Genomic DNA, 19,714 nt, shown 5'->3' with positions numbered 1-19,714 from the left:
ATTTAAGCTGATGCGGGATGAGAGCCAGCCCAATGCTTAGCAAATTGCCAAGCCACTCGACCAGAACGTGATCCACGCTCCAAGGCCCAGATCAATGCCTCCGCACGTGCAGCTTCTATTTGGGGATTACTTAAACCAAAGTGTTGCAGCCAATGGGAAACAATTGCCAAGTATTCATCTTGCTTGGGGGGATAGAAAGAAAGCCACAAACCAAAGCGCTCCGATAGAGAAATTTTTTCCTCCACTACTTCACCGGGATGCAACTCACCATCATCGCCATGAGAATAGCCTTCGTTATCTTTCATGTACTCAGGCAATAGGTGCCGGCGATTTGAGGTTGCATAGATCAGAATGTTATCGACCTGAGCGGATACAGAGCCATCTAAGGCAGACTTCATCGCCTTATAACCAGACTCACCATCCTCAAAAGATAGGTCGTCGCAAAAAATAATAAAGCGCTCTGGTCTATCGGCCAGTAACTCCGTAATGTCCGCCAAATCCGCTAAGTGCTCTTTTTCAACTTCAACCAAACGCAAGCCTTGGCTAGCAAACTCATGCAAGCTTGCCTTAATGAGAGAGGACTTTCCAGTTCCACGCGCACCCGTCAATAGAATATTATTGGCAGGCTTTTTTTGAATAAAGTTTCTTGTATTGTCACGAATTGCATCCCTCTGACGATCAATATTTTGTAGATCTTCAAAAGTAATATCTGCCACATGCTTGACCGGTTGCAAGAATCCAATGCTACCGAAAATACTATCCCGACGACGCCATCTAAATGCAGTGGAGGATGTCCACTGCTCTTCAGTCAACTGTTTAGGTAAAAATGTCTCGAGATGACTTAGGAGTCGATCTAGTTTTTCATTCATCAAAAAATTTCCTAGGAACGGTAATCAGCATTAATAGAGACATAGTCATGTGATAGATCACATGTCCACATAGTTTGCTGCGCCGATCCGCGACCCAAATCAATCTTCACAGTAATTTCGGCAGCCTGCATTACTCTCTGACCATCGGCCTCTTGATAGCTGGGATTACGTCCACCATCCTTAGCAACCCAAACATCACCGAGCCACATTTGCACTTTATTAACATCTAAGTCAGCAATACCAGCATAGCCAATAGCCGCAAGAATGCGGCCTAAGTTAGGATCACTGGCGAAGAATGCTGTTTTAACCAATGGTGAATGTGCGATTGCCTCAGCCACTAAACGACATTCGGCTTCCGTCTTGCCACCCTGCACATCTATTGTGATCAATTTAGTAGCGCCCTCTCCATCCCTCACAATCATCTGCGCAAGCTTGCGAGCCAGCGCAATCAAAGCAGTCTTCACTACGCTATAGCTAGGATCCTCAGTAGACTGAATTTGCACAGAAGATTGACCTGTCGCCATAATGATGAACGAATCATTCGTTGAAGTATCGCCATCAATCGTAATCGCATTAAAAGATTGATCAGCAATTTCCTGGGTCAATTTTCCCAATAGGCCCGGCGCGAATCCAGCATCAGTGGCAATAAATCCCAACATGGTTGCCATATTAGGGTGAATCATTCCAGCACCCTTACAAATCCCGGTAATCGCGATCTGACCAGCGGGAGTATCAACTGAAGTTGACGTAGCCTTTGGTTGCGTATCGGTAGTCATAATCGCTTCAGCAGCGTCAAACCAATGATCCTCACCTAAATTAGCAACAGCCTTTGGGAGTGCGCTAATGATTTTCTCAATTGGAAGCGGCTCGAGAATCACTCCAGTTGAAAAAGGAAGAATTTGCTCCGGATTGAGATTTAATTCTTTAGCAAGAGTGGCGCAAGTTGCCAAAGCATCTTTCATGCCCCGCTCGCCAGTGCCTGCATTCGCATTACCGGTATTCACAACCAAAGCGCGAATCTCGCCTTTAGCGCCATCTTGCGCCAAATGCTCTCGGCACACTTGAACTGGGGCGGCACAGAAACGATTCAGGGTAAAAACACCAGCAACCTGAGATCCAGGCACCAAGGTCATCACCAATAGGTCTTTGCGATCAGCCTTTTTAATTCCGGCTTCGGCAATACCCATCTGAAATCCCTTAATGGGCTTAAGTTGGTCTTTTTGGGGGAGGGGTAAGTTCACTGTCATGATTTGACAATTGTAGATGAGGCTTAAAAAGCAAGCGCACCAATAAAATGGCGCGCTTGCTGTAAAACGAGAGAGGAAACCTTACGCCTTGATTGGCAATTCCCGAATTCTCTTGCCAGTAGCCGCAGCAATTGCGTTCACCAGCGCCGGAGCAACCAAGGGCACGCCCACCTCGCCCAAACCGCCTGGCTTCTCCTGGCTAGGCACTAAGTGCACATCAACAATCGGCACCTGATTTTGACGGAGGCTTGGATAGTTATTGAAGTTGCTTTGCTGCACTCGACCATTTTGAATGGTAATTTCATTGCTCAGAGCAGCCCCTAGACCATAAAGCACGCCACCAGTCAGCTGGGCCCTAGCTTGATCAGGATGAACAGTAATACCGCAATCTGAAACAAAAGTAATCTTCTTTACCTTGGCTCCAGCAGAGGCCCCATCCAATTCCACAACGCAAGCGGAATAAGTGTCATAACACTCCATCTGCGCAACGCCGAACTTTTTGCTACCAGCCTGATAGCCCGATTTTGCAACAGCCAGCTTTAAAACTGCCTGTGCTCTAGGCTGCTTTTTGAGAGCGGCCAACCTGAAAGCAACCGGATCCTTGCCCGCGGCCTTAGCCAACTCATCCATAAAACTCTCAACAGCAAATGCATTCAAAGCATTACTCACTGAACGCCAGTATCCAACCCTGATACCAACATCCTCAATAACATTGGCAACCTCCAAATTAGGAATGTCATATGTCAAATTATTCGAACCTTCTGTCATAAAGGGATCAAAACCATCTTTAACAAACCCTGGGAAAGCTCGAGCGGTGACGGACTGGGAAACCATTTTGGCCTTCATAGCATCAAGCTGCCCACTTCCACTCAGAGTTGCCTCCATCTGATGTACGCTCATTGGGCGATAGAAGTCATGGGTGATATCGTCCTCTTTGGTCCAGAGCATCTTCACCGGCATACCTGCTGCTCGTGAAATCTCTGCTGCCTGACGAATAAAGTCTAATTCCAGCTTCCGCCCAAACCCACCACCTAAAAAGGTGGTTTCAATGGTGACATTTTCTGGACTCACTCCAGCAGCTGCAGCCGAAACCGCCTGCGCTCCCTGCTGAAACTGAATCGGTCCAATAATTCTGCATTTGCCATTAGAAACATCCGCGGAACAATTGACCGGCTCCATCGTGGAATGTGCGAGATACGGTAAAAAGTACTGCGCACTAATTACCTTGCCGCCTGCAATCGCACCAGCAGGATCTCCCACCGTTTTAATGATGGCGCCCTTTTTACTTAAGCCCGCCTCTAATTGCTTACGGACTTCAATGTTATTGATATTAGCGCCAGGTCCTTCATTCCAAGTGATTTTGAGAGCATCTCTACCCTTACGCGCCGCATAAAAGTCTTTTGCCAAAACAGCCACGCCGTCGGATATCTGCACCACCTTAATCACGCCGGCTACTTTCAAAGCGGCAGAGTCATCTACCGATGTTGGCACGCCACCAATAACAGGGCACTGAGCCAAAGAAGCAATTGCCATTCCGGGAATCTTTACGTCAATACCAAAGACAGCTTTACCGGCAATCTTGGCAGGTGTATCTAGGCGACGCATTTTTTCTTTACCAATCACCATGAAGTTTGCCGGCGACTTTAGCGCTGGCTTTTCTGGCAAAGGTAATTTGGCTGCATCCGCAGCAAGTTCACCATAAGTGGCAGACTTTCCACTAGCGTGTGTCACCTTACCATTCATGGCAACACATTGATCCACGGAAACATTCCAACGATTCGCTGCCGCCTGAACCAATACTGCTCGAGTAGCCGCACCCGCAATACGTAACTTATCGAAGCCCTCTCGAACGGAAGTAGAACCGCCCGTAATTTGACCACCTAATAAAGCGTTGATATATACCGGCGCAACTCCCGCCATCTCTACCTTAATCATGGATAAAGGTAGATTTAACTCCTCCGCCAATAGTGCTGGCATCGAAGTATAGGTATCTTGGCCCATCTCTGATCGAGCGCAAATTAAGGTAATTTGATTGTCGGGAGTAATACGAATCCAGGCATTCGCCAATGCTGGCTCGCCCTTTGCAGGAACTGCAGCCTCTCCCATTACTGGAAGATGCATGCCAACCACAAATGCGCCTGCAACCACTGAGCTCTTTTGAATAAACTGACGGCGGCTAATATTTTTTACGGAGTTATTTTTCATATTCATGCTCCTCAAGCCAACTTCTCGGAGGCGCGCTTCACAGCCTTCTCAATTCGTGAATAAGTTCCACAGCGGCAGATATTTCCGCTCATGGCGTTTTTAATCTCTTCAGAATTTGGCTGTTTCTTTCTCGCCAATAAATCCGCTGCTGACATCATTTGACCGGTCTGGCAATAACCACACTGCGGCACGTCAAACTCCAACCAAGCATCGTGTAATGCATGGCCCATTTTTTCAGGCAAGCCTTCTAAGGTGGTGACTTTTTTTCCTGCTGCCGCGGAGACTGGGGTTGAACAAGAACGAATGGCACTCCCCTCAAGATGCACGGTGCACGCACCACAAAGTGCAGCGCCACATCCATACTTTGGGCTGGTCACATCCAAGTGGTCACGCAATACCCACAAAATCGGGGTTTCTGGATCCCCTTCAAAATTAACAGCTTTGCCATTGAGATTAAAAGAAATTGCCATATCACCTCCTTAAATGTGGTTTTAACAAATGATGACAGATCTTCCATCATCACGCATAACTACCCACTAGGGATTTCACCAAGAAATAAAAAAGGCCCGGATCAATCCAGGCCTTCTCAAGTAAATACAGTGAAATTAGCGTTAACTTAATGCGCCACAACAGTTTTTGTATTTCTTACCGCTGCCACAGGTACAAGGATCATTGCGACCAACCTTAGGACCAGAGCGTGCTGGTGCCGGAACAATCTCAATGGCAGCACCACGATCACCGGTGGAACCAGCAACCTCAAGATCAGCATCTGCATGTTGATACTGCACATCGGAGAGCTTGGCCAAATCCTCATTCATAGACTCAGAAGCCTCATCCAATTCACTAGCACTGCGAATCTGCACAGTCATGATGCTCTTAACAACATCATTCTTAATGACATTGAGCAATTCACCATACAGCTCGAATGCTTCGCGACGATATTCTTGCTTTGGATCTTTTTGAGCGTAGCCCCGCAAATGAATACCTTGGCGCAGATGATCTAATGCCGCCAAATGTTCACGCCAATGAGTATCCACGCTATAGAGAAGAACAGAGCGCTCAAAGCCAGCAAAAGACGCGCGTCCAGACAGCTCTACCTTAGCGTCATAAGCTTTATTTGCAGCTTCCAAGACATGCTCAACGATCTGAGCATCATCCATGGATGCGGAGTTCTCCACCCAAGTTCTCAGATCAACAGTCAAACCCCAGTCATTTGCTAAAACATTCTCCAGCCCAGCCAAGTCCCATTGCTCTTCCATGGACTCCAAAGGAACATACAAAGCGCAGATGCTGCGTAAAACGTCTTCACGCAAATTGGCAATCAACTCACCAATATCATCACTTTCTAGAACTTCATTTCTCAAGCGGTATGTTTCTTTGCGCTGATCATTAGCAACGTCGTCATACTCGAGAAGCTGCTTACGAATATCAAAGTTACGACCTTCGACCTTACGCTGAGCAGACTCGATTGAACGAGTCACCATGCCTGCCTCAATAGGCTCACCATCAGGCATCTTGAGTCGATCCATGACTGCACGCAAGCGATCTCCAGCGAAGATACGGAGAAGCGAGTCATCCAAGGAAAGATAAAAACGAGAGGAACCAAAGTCGCCTTGACGACCAGCGCGACCACGCAACTGATTATCAATACGACGACTTTCATGGCGCTCAGTGCCAATAATATGCAAACCGCCTGCTGCTAATACTTGTTCATGCAAGCTATGCCACTCATCTTGCAAGGTCTTAATCTTCTCAGCTTTTTCAGTATCTGATAAGTTTGGATCGGCCTGAATTAATGATGATTGCTTACCTACATTTCCACCCAACACGATATCGGTTCCACGACCAGCCATGTTGGTGGCAATTGTGATCATTTTGGGCCTACCAGCTTGAGCAATGATTTCCGCTTCACGGGCATGCTGCTTAGCATTCAGCACTTGATGCGGCAATTGACGCTGATCTAATAAGTTGGCAATTAACTCTGAGTTTTCAATCGAAGTAGTTCCAACCAATACTGGCTGTCCACGTTTATAGCAATCTTCAATATCTTTAATGACCGCATCGTAACGTTCGCGAGAAGTCTTGTAGATTTGATCTTGGCGATCTTTTCTCTGGCTAATACGATTAGGTGGAATCACCACCGTTTCAAGGTTATAAATTTCCTTGAACTCATAGGCTTCAGTATCCGCAGTACCAGTCATACCAGCCAACTTACCGTACATACGGAAGTAGTTCTGGAAAGTAATCGTGGCTAGTGTCTGATTCTCATTTTGAATCGGCACGCCCTCTTTTGCCTCAACTGCCTGATGCAAACCATCCGACCAGCGACGACCCTGCATTAATCGTCCAGTGAACTCGTCGACAATGATGACTTCTTTGTTCTGAACAACATAATGCTGATCACGGTGATACAAGGAGTGCGCACGCAGAGCAGCGTACACATGGTGCATCAATGTAATATTTTGCGGAGCGTATAAGGAGTCGCCATCATTTAAGGCACCCAATTCCACCAAGACTGACTCAGCCTTATCATGGCCTTGCTCTGTCAAATACACCTGTTGCGATTTTTCATCTACCCAATAATCGCCTGGCTTTTCAACGCCGGTACCATCCGCTTTTTCTTCGCCAATTTGGCGCTCTAAATAAGATGGCAATGCATTGATTTTTAAATAGAGATCGGTATGGTCTTCAGCTTGGCCAGAAATAATTAATGGGGTGCGAGCCTCATCAATCAGAATAGAGTCAACTTCGTCAACGATGGCATAAGCAAGGCCACGCTGAACGCGCTGACCCAAATCTTGAACCATGTTGTCGCGCAAGTAATCAAAACCAAATTCGTTATTCGTACCGTAGGTGATATCTGCGGCATATGCCTCTTGCTTGGTGGTGTGATCCATCTGCGAAAGATTCACACCCACCTTCATGCCAAGGAAGTTATATAGGGTAGACATCCACTCAGCATCTCGCTGAGCCAAGTAATCGTTCACAGTAACAACGTGAACGCCCTTACCATTCAAGGCATTTAAATAAACGGGTAGTGTTGCGGTAAGAGTCTTACCCTCGCCCGTACCCATTTCAGCAATCTTGCCTTGATGCAAGGCCAAACCACCTAAAATTTGCGCATCAAAATGACGCATCTTCATTACACGGGAACTAGCTTCGCGAACTACTGCAAATGCTTCCGGAGCAATATCATCAAGGGGCTCACCTGCAGCCAGACGTGACTTGAACTCAGCAGTTTTTGCCTGAAGTGCGGCATCATCCAAAGCTTGCAGGCCAGGCTCAAAAGCGCTAACTTTGGCAACCACTTTGCGATACTGTTTTAAGAGGCGGTCGTTACGACTGCCGACCAGGGTTTTAAGAAGACCGATTACCATGGGATATTGAAGTAAATTAAGTCCTTGAGTTTATCACCCGCACCCCTAATTCATATGAACTTCGCCCCCAAACCCTCCCGCAAGAATGCAGCCCATGATTGGCTGGACTACCTTCGGGATTCGGAGGGTCTGGGAGGAATTTTGGCGAAAACTGAGGACCTCGCTAAGCTCAAAATAGCCCTTAAAACTGCCTTGGCCGAGCTGAATTTAGGCAATCTAACTCCGAAAATTGAGATTGGTTGGCGCACTGGCGGCCAAAATGAGCTCTTTTTGCTAGTGGGCGGGGCTAGTATTGCTACTCGCTTGCAACAAGTTTTACCCAGCTTAATCAATGAGTTAGCAAAAAATGGGGTGATTTGCTCTGCAATTAAGGTACGCCTAAAACCAGCGCCCCCAGCCTGGGAAATGAAGCCTCGCACCGGCCAACAGGCCCTTGAAAAACCCAAGGGTTTTAATGCCGTAGCACGTGCATCATGGGAAGGGTTATTGGAAAAATTAGCGCCTGATTCAGATTTGAGGAAAGCTGTTGAACGCCTTCTTCAAAATAAATCCAAATAAACGCAGAATTTAGAAAAAGAGGGGCTGACTCTCTTTGGAATACGCCTCAGGCGCCTTATTTTCAGGAAAGCCACTGATCTCGTAAGAGCTTGGGTCTTCCAGTAGCTTGCGCAATAAAGCGTTATTGAGGGCATGGCCTGATTTCTCGGCAATATAGGCCCCAACAATAGGATGCCCTACCAGATAGAGGTCTCCAATGGCATCCAAGATCTTGTGCCGTACAAACTCATCCTCATAACGCAGCTCCTCATTATTGAGGATGCGGTGCTCATCTAGCACGATAGCATTATCTAAACTTCCACCACGCGCCAAACCCATTTCGCGTAAGGCCTCAACTTCATGGGCGAAACCAAAAGTGCGGGCACGACCAATCTCACTTCGGTAAGCGTGCTCGGCAAAATCCACCACAAAACGTTGGCCAGTCTTATCAACCGCCGGATGTTTAAAGTCAATCGTAAAGTCCAGCTTAAATCCAAAGAATGGCTCGAGGCGCGCTAGCTTATCGCCCTCTCTCACTTCAATCGGTTTTTTGATTACGACAAATTGTCTTGGCGCATCTTGTTCGGCAATACCAGCTGACTCCATCAAAAATAAGAACGATGCAGCGCTCCCGTCCATGATGGGAACTTCCTCACCGTCTAACTCAATCAGCAGATTATCTAAGCCAAGCCCTGCGCAAGCGGAGAGCAAATGCTCAACTGTGGATACACGCACGCCATCCTTTTGGATGACAGACGCAAGACGGGTATCGCATACCGCTAGAGCAGTAGCAGGCACAACAGACTGCTCCGGAGTATCGACACGAACAAATAAAATTCCTGAATTCACGGGCGCAGGCTTAATCGACAGCGTTACCTTGCGCCCTGAGTGCAAGCCAATCCCCACGGTCTTGATCGGGGTGGCAATTGTGCGTTGCTTCATCATTTTTATCGGAATTCAGGAATGGTTTCTTAGAGCTTTTTCAATACTGAAGCCGCATCACTTACCTCAAACTTGCCAGGAGCTTCACGGTCTAAAGTCTTCACTACGCCATCTTCAACAATCATGGCATAGCGGTCTGAGCGAACGCCCAATCCACGAGCAGTAAGGTCCAACTCAAGGCCTAACTTTTTTGTGAATTCAGCACTGCCATCACCCATCATGCGAATTTTCTTACCCACTTTTTGATCGCGACCCCATGCACCCATCACAAACGGATCGTTTACAGAAACACACCAAATTTCGTCAACACCTTTTGCTTTAAGCGCGTCATAGTGCTCAACATATCCAGGCACATGCTTTGCGGAGCAAGTTGGCGTAAAAGCACCAGGCAATCCAAAAATAACAATCTTTTTGCCGGCTGTAAGCTTCTCTACTTCAAATGCATTTGGCCCTAAAGAGCAGCCTTCACTCGCTTCATCAAAAAATTCATAAAGCGTAGCGTTTGGTAATTTTTGTCCAACAGTAATCATGACATCTCCAATAAGTAATTGTTAGTAAGCATGCCAACGCAAGCGCGGGATTCGTCGTCCGGAGGGGCGCCGCGCTGGCATTTCGCAATAACCTATTGTATTAAGCAGTCAATTAATCTGCTTGTTTACGTAAAAAGGCTGGAATTTCATAGTAATCAGCCCCTTTGTCCAACATGGACTTAGCTTGAGGAGAGCTATCAGCACCTAAAGTAGGCGCTGGTGTAGCTTCACGCGAACTACGGAATACACGTGGCAAATCGTATTGACTGTAATCAACGCCACTAGCAGCTGGTTGGGCAGCCATTGCAGGCGCATTACCAGAACCAGTTAACGCTAAGCCCGCGCTAGTACTTAAAGCTGAATCCAAGCCAACTTTACTCATTGCAGCTGATGCGCTTGCAGGAGCAAAACTATTTAAATCAGCCATTGTTGGCATTGCATCATGCGTACCAGTTGCCTGTCTCCAAACAACTTCTGGCTGATGGCTTTGACGGGCTTGTGGATTATTCAAACCAGTAGCAACCACAGTAACGCGCAATGCATCACCTAAGCTCTCGTCATACACAGTACCAAAGATCACCGTTGCATCATCCGCAGCATAGCCACGAATAGCAGCCATTACTTCGCGAGTTTCAGACAATTTCAGTGAGCGACTAGCAGTGATATTTACCAATACGCCACGTGCACCGGAAAGGTCAACGCCTTCGAGTAGTGGTGAAGCAACTGCAGCTTCAGCAGCTAAACGTGCGCGATCCATTCCAGAAACAGTTGCAGTTCCCATCATCGCTTTACCTTGCTCGCCCATTACGGTCTTCACGTCCTCAAAGTCGACGTTAATCAAACCTTGTACGTTAATGATTTCAGCGATACCAGAAACAGCGTTGTGCAACACATCATCTGCGCAAGCAAATGCCTTATCGAACTCAGCGTCTTCACCCATCACTTCAAAGAGCTTCTCATTGAGAACAACAATCAATGAGTCCACATAAGATTCAAGCTCTGAAGCGCCATTTTCCGCAACCTTAAGGCGTTTCACACCCTCAAAGTCAAATGGCTTACTAATTACGCCAACCGTCAAGATGCCCATCTCTTTGGCAACTTGCGCCACGATTGGAGCAGCACCAGTACCCGTACCACCGCCCATACCGGCAGTAATAAATACCATGTGTGCGCCTTGCAATGTGTCAGCGATACGAGCGCGCGCTTCTTCAGCGGAGGCCGCACCGATTTCTGGTTTAGCGCCGGCACCAAGTCCGCTAGAGCCTAGTTGCAAATTCACAGATGCCTCAGAACGCTGTAAAGCGCCAGCATCGGTGTTCATGCAAATAAACTCTACGCCACTTACACCGCGACGAATCATGTGCTGAACAGCATTGCCGCCAGCGCCACCGACTCCAACCACTTTAATAATGGTTTTACCGGCTGTTTCTTGATCTAACATTTCAAATTCCATATACCCTCCTAGGTAATAAACGTACTACATTGACGACGACGAAAAACTTAAAAATTTCCTGCGAACCATTCCTTCATGCGCGAGATAACACTCTGTAGCGCGCCTGATTGAGATACTCGACGACCACGCAACAACTGCGCCTGGCCCTCCATTAATAAACCGATGCTGGTAGCGAATCGTGGACTGCGAAGCACTTCATGTAAGTGACCACGATATTCAGGGGTACCAATCCGTGCTGGACGCAAGAACACCTGTTCAGCCAGCTCTACCATCCCTGGCATCAAGGCAGTACCACCGGTCAGCACGATTCCAGAAGAAACCATATCTTCATAACCAGAGTCACGCACAACACCCCTAACCAGCGTAAATAACTCTTCAACACGTGGCTCAATTACCGCAGCCAAGGCTTGCTTAGACATTGGACGTGGCTCACGATCGCCAACGCCTGGCACATCAATCATAGTTGTTGGATCTGCCATATCTTGGCGAGCGATACCATATTGAATCTTGAGATCTTCCGCATCGATAGTTGGCGTACGCAATGCCATGGCGATGTCATTAGTAATTTGATCGCCTGCGATTGGAATTACCGCAGTGTGACGAATTGAGCCTTGGCAATAAATTGCAATATCAGTAGTACCGCCGCCAATATCTACCAGCACTACACCTAACTCTTTTTCATCTTCAGTGAGCACGGCCAAGCTAGACGCGAGTGGCTGCAAAATTAAATCATTGACCTCAAGACCGCAGCGGCGTACACACTTCACAATATTTTGCGCAGCACTCACAGCGCCAGTCACGATATGCACTTTTACCTCAAGGCGCAAACCACTCATACCAATTGGCTCACGCACATCTTCTTGCCCATCAATAATGAATTCTTGAACGAGAATGTGAAGAATCTGTTGGTCTGTTGGAATATTGATTGCTTTGGCCGTCTCTAGCACACGCTCAACATCTCCGGCACTTACCTCTTTATCTCGAATAGCCACCATACCGCTAGAGTTAAAGCTAACAATGTGGTTTCCAGCGATTCCGGTAAACACTTGAACGATTTGGCGATCAGCCATTACCTCGGCCTCTTCCAATGCTTTCTGAATAGACTGAACCGTTGCCTCAATATTGACAACTACCCCCTTCTTCAGACCCTTAGAAGCAGTTTGACCTACGCCAACAACATTAAATTGACCATCGGGCGCTAACTCAGCGACCAAGGCAACCACCTTGGAGGTGCCAATATCCAAGCCCACCAATAAATCGCGGTTGTCTTTACTCATTCTCATTCCTCATTGCTTCTGCTCGCTTTTCTTGCCATCTACATCATTCTTTTTTAAGTTTGCAGCAGCTAGATGCACTGCAAATCCATTGGCGTACCGCAAATCAATCGCGTCCACACGATTAGCCCACTTCTCTTGAACTTGAGGCCAATACTTAAAGAGGCGCGCCACACGATCCTCGGTTAATGTTTTATCTGAGCTCTCTTCATCACGCCCAAATTCAACACGCATGCCATTTGACAGTTTGACGTGCCAGGCATAACGCTCCGATAAGGTCAAACTTTTTACTTCCGAATTCCATGGCTTGAACCATGCATTTGCTTTTTCATATAGACGCATCACTTCTTTGCTCGAATCTTCTGGGCCATAAAACTCAATCAAACTAATGCCATCACCCACATCCGATACGTGACCTGAAAACAACTCTCCGTGCGTATTCATCAATGTGTGGCTATCTACATTGCCCCATGTACCAAAAGGCTTTTGCTCTTCAATGCTCACGACTAAGCCATTGGGCCAAACTCTTCGGACATTTGCATGACGAACCCAAGGCATGGACTCAAATCCACGCTTGACATCTTCCAATCTCACGCTAAAAAAGTTTCCTTGCACGGTTTCCAGCACCTGCTGTTTCACAACAGGCTTGTTAACATGCTTTAGAGTCTGTCCCGCTACCGGCTCTATAACCACTTGGCGCAATGAAAAAACAGGGCGCTGACTTAACCAAACCAAGATACCAATGCACACCATTACCGCAAAACAGCGCATCAAGAAACGGCTGAGCTTTTGCATACGCCCTGGATGATTCCAGATCGGAGATACCAGCGAAGCAAATACTTCACCAAAGCCGTTTAGGAAAGCGCTGATGCGACTCATGCTTGAGCGACTCCTTTGTCGTGAAGCGTTTGACTAATGACCCACAACACCAACTCGGCATATTCAACACCAGCAGCTTTCGCAGCCATTGGTACCAAAGAATGTGAGGTCATTCCGGGAGAGGTATTCATCTCTAATAGATAGGGCTTACCAGTCTTCTGGTCTAGCATCACATCAGCACGACCCCACGTCTTGCATCCGAGCACGCGATAAGCGGCCAGCGCCAATTCTTGAACGGCAAGATTGACCTCAGGAGCTAATCCAGTCGGACAGAGGTACTGCGTCTCATCAGAGAAGTACTTATTATGAAAGTCGTAATTTGCTTGTGGTGGAATAATTTTGATGACTGGCAAAGCTTCAGCATCATTGCCAAAGCCAACCAATGGGCAAGTAAGCTCATCCCCAATAATGCAAGTCTCCGCGATGACTTTCTTGTCCATTGCTGCGGCCAGCTGATATGCGGCCGGCAACTCTTCAACCGACTTCACTTTAGTCAAGCCTAAAGATGAACCCTCATGCGCAGGCTTCACAATCAATGGCAAACCAAGATGCGCAACCACGGCACTCCAGTCACTGTCAGCTTTTAACTCCTCAAACTCTGGAGTGGATAAACCGCTACTTAACCAAATTCGCTTGGTTGCTATTTTGTCGATTGCCAAAGCTGAGGCCAAAACACCACTACCGGTATAAGGTAAGCCCAACAACTCCAATAACCCCTGGATAGTGCCATCCTCACCAAAACGGCCGTGCAAGGAAATGAAGACCCGATCAAATTTTTCTTTAGCTAACTCAGTTGGGCAGCGCAAGCCTGGATCAAATGCGTGAGCATCAACCCCTTTAGAGAGAAGAGCCTCAAGCACACCGCCACCGGACATCAAAGAAATCTCACGCTCACCAGAACGGCCGCCCAGCAATACACCAACCTTACCTAAAGATTGCACATTGAGATTTGCGAGATCGCGCTTCACTCGCTCACCCCAAGAGATTAATTTGTCATTAGGCTTAGACATGCTTTGCCTCCGCCAATACATGGGGCAATCCGGAAATGGAGCCGGCGCCCATCGTGATTAAGACATCGCCATCACGCAATAAACCACTTAATTGCTCTGGCATTTCACCAACTGTTGGGGCAAACACTACGCAAGCGCTATCTAAAGAGCCTTTTAATTGCTTATCAGCCGTAATAGCTGATTTCATCAAGCTTTGACCATCCGCCCCAGGAATTTTCGCTTCGCCAGCTGGGTAAACCTCAGTCAAAACTAGTGCATCAAAGTTCTTAAGCACCTGTACAAACTCCCCAAAACAATCGCGCGTTCTTGTGTAACGATGGGGTTGGAAGGCCAACACTAAACGACGGTCTGGGTAAGCACCGCGGGCAGCCGCCAATGTCGCAGCCATCTCCACCGGGTGGTGCCCATAATCATCAATCAATGTAAAAGTTCCACCACTAGCTAGCGCAATCTCACCATATTTTTGAAAGCGACGACCCACGCCACTAAATTGGGACAAGGCTTTCATAATCGCGTCATCGCCAACGCCCAGTTCAGTGGCAATAGCAATTGCCGCCAAGGCATTGCGCACATTGTGCAAGCCAGGTAAATTCAGTTGTACCTCTAGTTGGCCGGGCTTATTGCCATGCCTACGAACTGTTTTACGATCAACGGTAAAGTGCATACGAGTACCAACGGCGCGGACATTGCTTGCGCGAATATCGGCATCCTCAGATAAACCATAGCGCAGGACTGGCTGGGAAACGAATGGAAGAATATCTCGTACATTCGCATCATCTACGCAAAGCACAGCAACACCATAAAACGGCATACGCTGAATAAACTGTACAAAAGCCTGCTTCAAGCGCGCCATATCATGCTGATAAGTATCCATATGATCAGCATCGATATTGGTAACCACTTCCATTGCCGGGAAAAGTTGCAGGAAAGAGGCATCAGACTCATCTGCCTCCACCACAATGAAGTCACCTTGGCCTAAGCGAGCATTTGCTCCAGCGGAATTTAACTTTCCACCAATCACAAACGTTGGATCTAAGCCGCCTTCGGCCAACACAGAGGCAACCAAACTAGTAGTAGTTGTTTTGCCATGGGTGCCAGCAATCGCAATGCCCTGTTTAAGACGCATGAGCTCACCCAGCATCACGGCACGTTGAATCACCGGAACCTTTGCCGCACGCGCCGCCAAAACTTCTGGATTATTACCAGCAACTGCGGTCGAAATCACTACAGCCTCTGCTGTGCCAATATTTTGAGGATCGTGCCCAATATGAATAACCGCACCCAGCTCTCGAAGGCGTTTAGTTGCAGCACCCTCAGCAAGATCAGACCCGGATACCTGGTATCCCAAGTTCAGTAGCACCTCAGCAATGCCACTCATACCAGCACCACCAATGCCTACAAAATGAATTTGCTGAACAATGTGTTTCATATTCCCACTCCTGCGCAGTCTGCGCATACTTCCGCGACACGCTGAGTCGCATGTGGCTTTGCTAGGGCATGCGCACGCTCAGCCATCGCTTGTAGATCATGGCGATTAAAGTTTTGAATCATAGAAGCAAGATCCTGAGCATTCAGATCTTGCTGTGGCAACAAAATGGCCGCATCCGCATCTGATAAAAATTTTGCATTTGCAGTTTGATGATCATCGATCGCATAAGGAAATGGAATCAAGCAAGATGCAACGCCACATGCGGCAATTTCAGAGATGGTCATTGCACCCGAGCGACAAATCACTAAATCTGCCTGAGCATATGCAGCAGGCATGTCATCTATAAATGGGCGAATATCCGCCTCTACTCCCAGCTCTGTATATCGGTGCTCCAAATCAGCGAGATGTTTATCTCCAGCCTGATGAATCACCTGTGGGCGAACCGCTTTATCCATCAACGCTAAAGCAGCAGGAATGATCTCGTTTAGTGCAGCGGCACCCAAGCTTCCACCCACTACCAAGATCGATAACTTACCTTGACGTTTTTGATAGCGTACTGAAGGCGCTTCTAAGCTATCGAATTCAGCACGAATAGGATTGCCTACCCACTCAGCACGAGTCATAGTATTCGGGAAGCCAGTCAAAGTTCGCATAGCGATTTTTGTCAAAGCAAGATTCGCGCTACCAGCCACAGAATTTGCCTCATGCAACACCAAGGGCCTCTTCAATAACTTCGCCATTAAGCCACCAGGGAAGGTAATGTATCCACCCATACCCAAAACCACGCTTGGCTTTAAGCGACGCATAATTTTCCAACTCTGAAAACTTGCTCTAGCGAGATTGAAAGGCAACATCAATTTAGTTTTGAAGCCCTTTCCGCGGAGACCGCCGAAATCAACTGCTTCAAATGGAAAATCGCAGGCTTTTACCAAGCGATATTCCATGCCATTCTGATTGCCAAGCCATGACACGTTCCAGCCGCAGATGCGCAGATATTCAGCGACAGCTAAGCCCGGGAAAATATGTCCCCCGGTGCCACCAGCCATTACCAAAATGGAGGGTTTAGTCACAGCTTTCCTCCACGCATCAAAATTCGATTTTCATAATCAATGCGCAGTAGCATCGCTACCGCAACAGCGTTCATCAAAATTCCAGAGCCACCATAACTTACCAATGGCAGTGTCAGACCCTTAGTAGGAAGAAGGCCTAAGTTGACACCCATATTGATGAATGCCTGCCAGCCAATCCAAATCGCCACACCTTTAGCGGCAAGACCAGCAAAACTGCGATCCAGTTGTAATGCGGTACGGCCAATTAAGAATGCGCGACGTACGATCCAATAAAACAAGAAGATCATCACCACTACACCCACAAACCCAAGCTCTTCACCAATCACTGCCATGATGAAATCGGTATGGGCTTCGGGTAGATAGTGGAGTTTCTCAACACTTCCACCCAATCCCAATCCAAACCATTCGCCACGGCCAAATGCCATTAAAGAATGGGTTAACTGATATCCCTTATTTGCCGCGTTATCAACCTGCCATGGATCCATAAAAGCCAACATCCTTCCGCGACGGAAAGGAGATAGCGCAATCATGGTTGCGCCACTGAGTAGACCCACTAGAATCAACCCGCCAAATAACTTAGCGTTAATGCCGCCAAGAAATAAAATCCCAAAAGCGATCAGAGCAACTACAACGAAGGCACCCATATCTGGCTCAGCCATCAGTAGACCACCCACCAAAGCTACGGCGATACCCATCGGTAACATGCCCTTCACAAATGAATGCAAATACTCTTGGCGTTGAACCGTATAGCTAGCCGCAAAGATAACGGCAGCAAATTTCATCAACTCAGATGGCTGGAAGTTCATCAACCCCAATGGAATCCAACGTTTCGCTCCATTAACACCCTTACCAACACCAGGAATTAATACAGCGATTAACAGTAGGACTGTGAAACCAAAAATCACTGGTGAGTAGCGATCCCAAACTTTAGTAGGGATCTTGAATGCCCATATACCCACACCGATTGCAATCGCCAAAGAAATAAGATGGCGAATTAAAAAGAAGTTGCTACTGTAATTTGCGTATTTCGGACCATCGGCCAAAGTAATAGAGGCGGAATAGACCATCACTAAACCAATGAGCGCTAATGACAGGACCGCCCACACTAAAAGCTGGTCGTAATCCATCATGCGCGAACGGGTCTGCTCAACACCAGATACGGCATCACGCAATCCGCTGCGGAAATTATCAATACCGCCTCTAGAAAAATTCCAAAAGCGTCCTAAGCCTAGGCGATTTTCAGGAAAGAATTTTTCTTTCAGACTCATGCATGAACTCCTTCGAATTGCATTCCCAATTCTTGAACTTCAGACACAAATGCTTCAGCGCGTGCAATATAGCTACTAAATTGATCGAGACTTGCACAGGCAGGAGACAACAGGACGATGTCGCCAGATTGCGCCTGTTTTGCAGCCTCATGAACTGCATTACTCAAAGTCTCGCTCATCACACAAGGAATGGAGTCGCCCAATGTCTCAGCAATGATTGCAGCATCTTTTCCAATGAGAAAAGCGCCCTTTACAAATCGCAAAGCAGGCTCACGCAAAGGACTAAAGTCCTGACCTTTACCCTCACCGCCAGCAATTAACCAAATACGCTTACCGGATTCATTGGCACTTAAACCATTTAATGCCGCTACTGTTGCGCCCACATTAGTGCCCTTGCTGTCATCCACATACTCCACGTCGGCAACGATAGCGACACTTTGTACACGATGCGGCTCGCCGTGATAATCACGCAAGCCATGCAATAGCAAATTGAGCGGTAAACCAGCAGCTCTTGCCAACGCAAGTGCTGCTAATGCATTTAAGGCATTATGTCTGCCACGAATACGTAAAGCATCAGCCGGAATAAGGCGCTTTAATCGCAGTGGCTCATCTTCAACTACCGCAGCTTTACGACGACGCTTCGGTTGGGGCTCTACATCCTCATCGACCTCGGCCCATACTAGCCAATCAATCCCGCCAGCACGTAAATCATGCTCAATACCAAAAGCACCCTGCTCATCTGGTCGGCCAGCACCAAAAGTTACGATGGATCTATTGGCTTTTTGCTCATCAGACAGCAAGCCCATTACTTCGGGATCATCGCGATTAAGGACACAAAGAGCATCTGCACCAAAAATATTTGCCTTTGCTCTTACATAAGCCTGCATATCACCATGCCAATCTAAATGGTCTTGTGTGATATTTAAAACTGTAGCTGCTGTTGGATTAAAGGTGCTGGTATAGACCAACTGAAAGCTTGAAAGTTCTAGAACCCAAATCTCGGGCATATCTGAGATTTGATCTGCCGCATCCAAGCAGCTCATCAATTTATCCAAAGCAGCAGGGCTGATATTGCCAGCCACGGCAACTCGTTTACCGGCACGCTCACATAACTGACCAGTCAACGCAGTAGTGGTGGTTTTGCCGTTGGTACCGGTCACAGCCAATACTGCCGGTTGATATTGCGAGTTATCCGCTTGTGCCATCCGACCCAAAGCGGCAATCGCTCTAGCAAAAAATTCCATCTCGCCCCAGATATCAATCTCTGATTCTTGCACCTTAGTCAAGAAAGATTGGACGGGCTCTTGCAAAGGCGATAAGCCTGGACTAATGCCAAGGACATCTATGTCCTGAAGATCAAATTCATCGAGCGAGCCAAAGTGCGCATTTTGTAATCCAGCAAACTCCAACTCACCTAACCACGCTTTTTGATGCTCATTCAGCTGTTCGCGATCTCGTGTATCAACCAAACTCACCTTGGCGCCATTACGCAAGCACCACTTTGCCATTGCGAAACCAGACTCACCTAATCCCAAAACTAAGAAACGTTGAGGTGACTGATAAGCCTCATCTCCGATGAGAGCTGGATTGGCGAAAGTGAGATCTAAGTTATGCATATTCTTTG

General features: G+C 47.4%; 16 protein-coding genes. 1 reads left to right on the top strand and 15 read right to left on the bottom strand.

Annotation, left to right across the window (positions count from 1 at the left end):
• Positions 1–2: 2 nt before the first annotated feature.
• From FD960_RS00935 to secA, 5 genes are all read right to left on the bottom strand, one after another.
• Positions 3–869 carry an ATP-binding protein gene (locus FD960_RS00935; RefSeq protein ID WP_215299298.1) on the bottom strand — a complete coding sequence of 289 codons (867 nt, stop codon included), beginning with the start codon at positions 867–869 and terminating at the stop codon, positions 3–5.
• Between the two features lie 11 nt (positions 870–880).
• Positions 881–2,116: a bifunctional glutamate N-acetyltransferase/amino-acid acetyltransferase ArgJ gene (gene argJ / locus FD960_RS00930; RefSeq protein WP_215299297.1), complete on the bottom strand. Its 1,236-nt coding sequence runs from the start codon at positions 2,114–2,116 to the stop codon at positions 881–883.
• 81 nt (positions 2,117–2,197) lie between these two features.
• Positions 2,198–4,321, bottom strand: coding sequence for a xanthine dehydrogenase family protein molybdopterin-binding subunit (locus FD960_RS00925; protein WP_215299296.1), 2,124 nt, complete (start codon positions 4,319–4,321; stop codon positions 2,198–2,200).
• 11 nt (positions 4,322–4,332) lie between these two features.
• Positions 4,333–4,791 (bottom strand): (2Fe-2S)-binding protein, encoded by a 459-nt coding sequence (locus tag FD960_RS00920; protein ID WP_215299295.1) that lies wholly within the window; start codon positions 4,789–4,791, stop codon positions 4,333–4,335.
• A gap of 141 nt (positions 4,792–4,932) precedes the next feature.
• The gene (secA, locus tag FD960_RS00915; RefSeq protein ID WP_215299294.1) at positions 4,933–7,698 is read right to left on the bottom strand and encodes a preprotein translocase subunit SecA; all 2,766 of its coding nucleotides are present in this window, start codon (positions 7,696–7,698) and stop codon (positions 4,933–4,935) included.
• 54 nt (positions 7,699–7,752) lie between these two features.
• On the opposite strand from secA, the gene FD960_RS00910 reads away from it, so the two are divergent.
• Positions 7,753–8,256: a hypothetical protein gene (locus FD960_RS00910; protein ID WP_215299293.1), complete on the top strand. Its 504-nt coding sequence runs from the start codon at positions 7,753–7,755 to the stop codon at positions 8,254–8,256.
• 9 nt (positions 8,257–8,265) lie between these two features.
• Here FD960_RS00910 and lpxC read toward each other — a convergent pair whose 3' ends face one another.
• The 10 genes from lpxC to murD all read right to left on the bottom strand — a co-directional run bounded on the left by lpxC (position 8,266) and on the right by murD (position 19,706).
• Positions 8,266–9,180: a UDP-3-O-acyl-N-acetylglucosamine deacetylase gene (gene lpxC, locus FD960_RS00905; RefSeq protein ID WP_215299292.1), complete on the bottom strand. Its 915-nt coding sequence runs from the start codon at positions 9,178–9,180 to the stop codon at positions 8,266–8,268.
• Positions 9,181–9,206: 26 nt separating this feature from the next.
• Positions 9,207–9,707 carry a peroxiredoxin gene (locus tag FD960_RS00900; RefSeq protein WP_215299291.1) on the bottom strand — a complete coding sequence of 167 codons (501 nt, stop codon included), beginning with the start codon at positions 9,705–9,707 and terminating at the stop codon, positions 9,207–9,209.
• Positions 9,708–9,819: 112 nt separating this feature from the next.
• Positions 9,820–11,160 (bottom strand): cell division protein FtsZ, encoded by a 1,341-nt coding sequence (ftsZ, locus tag FD960_RS00895; RefSeq protein ID WP_215299290.1) that lies wholly within the window; start codon positions 11,158–11,160, stop codon positions 9,820–9,822.
• 47 nt (positions 11,161–11,207) lie between these two features.
• Positions 11,208–12,437 carry a cell division protein FtsA gene (ftsA, locus tag FD960_RS00890; RefSeq protein ID WP_215299289.1) on the bottom strand — a complete coding sequence of 410 codons (1,230 nt, stop codon included), beginning with the start codon at positions 12,435–12,437 and terminating at the stop codon, positions 11,208–11,210.
• Between the two features lie 9 nt (positions 12,438–12,446).
• Positions 12,447–13,313 carry a cell division protein FtsQ/DivIB gene (locus FD960_RS00885; RefSeq protein ID WP_251369804.1) on the bottom strand — a complete coding sequence of 289 codons (867 nt, stop codon included), beginning with the start codon at positions 13,311–13,313 and terminating at the stop codon, positions 12,447–12,449.
• Entirely contained in the window at positions 13,310–14,323 is a 1,014-nt protein-coding gene (locus tag FD960_RS00880) for a D-alanine--D-alanine ligase (protein WP_215299288.1), read from the bottom strand. The genes FD960_RS00885 and FD960_RS00880 overlap by 4 nt, the downstream gene beginning before the upstream one ends.
• On the bottom strand, positions 14,316–15,752 hold the full coding sequence (gene murC, locus FD960_RS00875; protein WP_215299287.1) for a UDP-N-acetylmuramate--L-alanine ligase: 1,437 nt from the start codon (positions 15,750–15,752) through the stop codon (positions 14,316–14,318). Before murC ends, FD960_RS00880 begins: the two co-directional genes overlap by 8 nt.
• Positions 15,749–16,822: an undecaprenyldiphospho-muramoylpentapeptide beta-N-acetylglucosaminyltransferase gene (murG, locus tag FD960_RS00870; RefSeq protein ID WP_256441751.1), complete on the bottom strand. Its 1,074-nt coding sequence runs from the start codon at positions 16,820–16,822 to the stop codon at positions 15,749–15,751. The genes murC and murG overlap by 4 nt, the downstream gene beginning before the upstream one ends.
• Positions 16,819–18,090 (bottom strand): putative lipid II flippase FtsW, encoded by a 1,272-nt coding sequence (gene ftsW, locus FD960_RS00865; RefSeq protein WP_215299286.1) that lies wholly within the window; start codon positions 18,088–18,090, stop codon positions 16,819–16,821. The genes murG and ftsW overlap by 4 nt, the downstream gene beginning before the upstream one ends.
• Positions 18,087–19,706, bottom strand: a complete 1,620-nt coding sequence (gene murD, locus FD960_RS00860; RefSeq protein ID WP_215299285.1) for a UDP-N-acetylmuramoyl-L-alanine--D-glutamate ligase — start codon at positions 19,704–19,706, stop codon at positions 18,087–18,089. The genes ftsW and murD overlap by 4 nt, the downstream gene beginning before the upstream one ends.
• Positions 19,707–19,714: the final 8 nt, after the last annotated feature.

This window comes from Polynucleobacter sp. AP-Nino-20-G2 (genome assembly GCF_018688235.1).
Classification (GTDB): domain Bacteria; phylum Pseudomonadota; class Gammaproteobacteria; order Burkholderiales; family Burkholderiaceae; genus Polynucleobacter.
The sequence above is the reverse complement of the archived record's forward strand: the minus strand, read 5'-3'. Positions and strand labels throughout refer to the sequence as shown.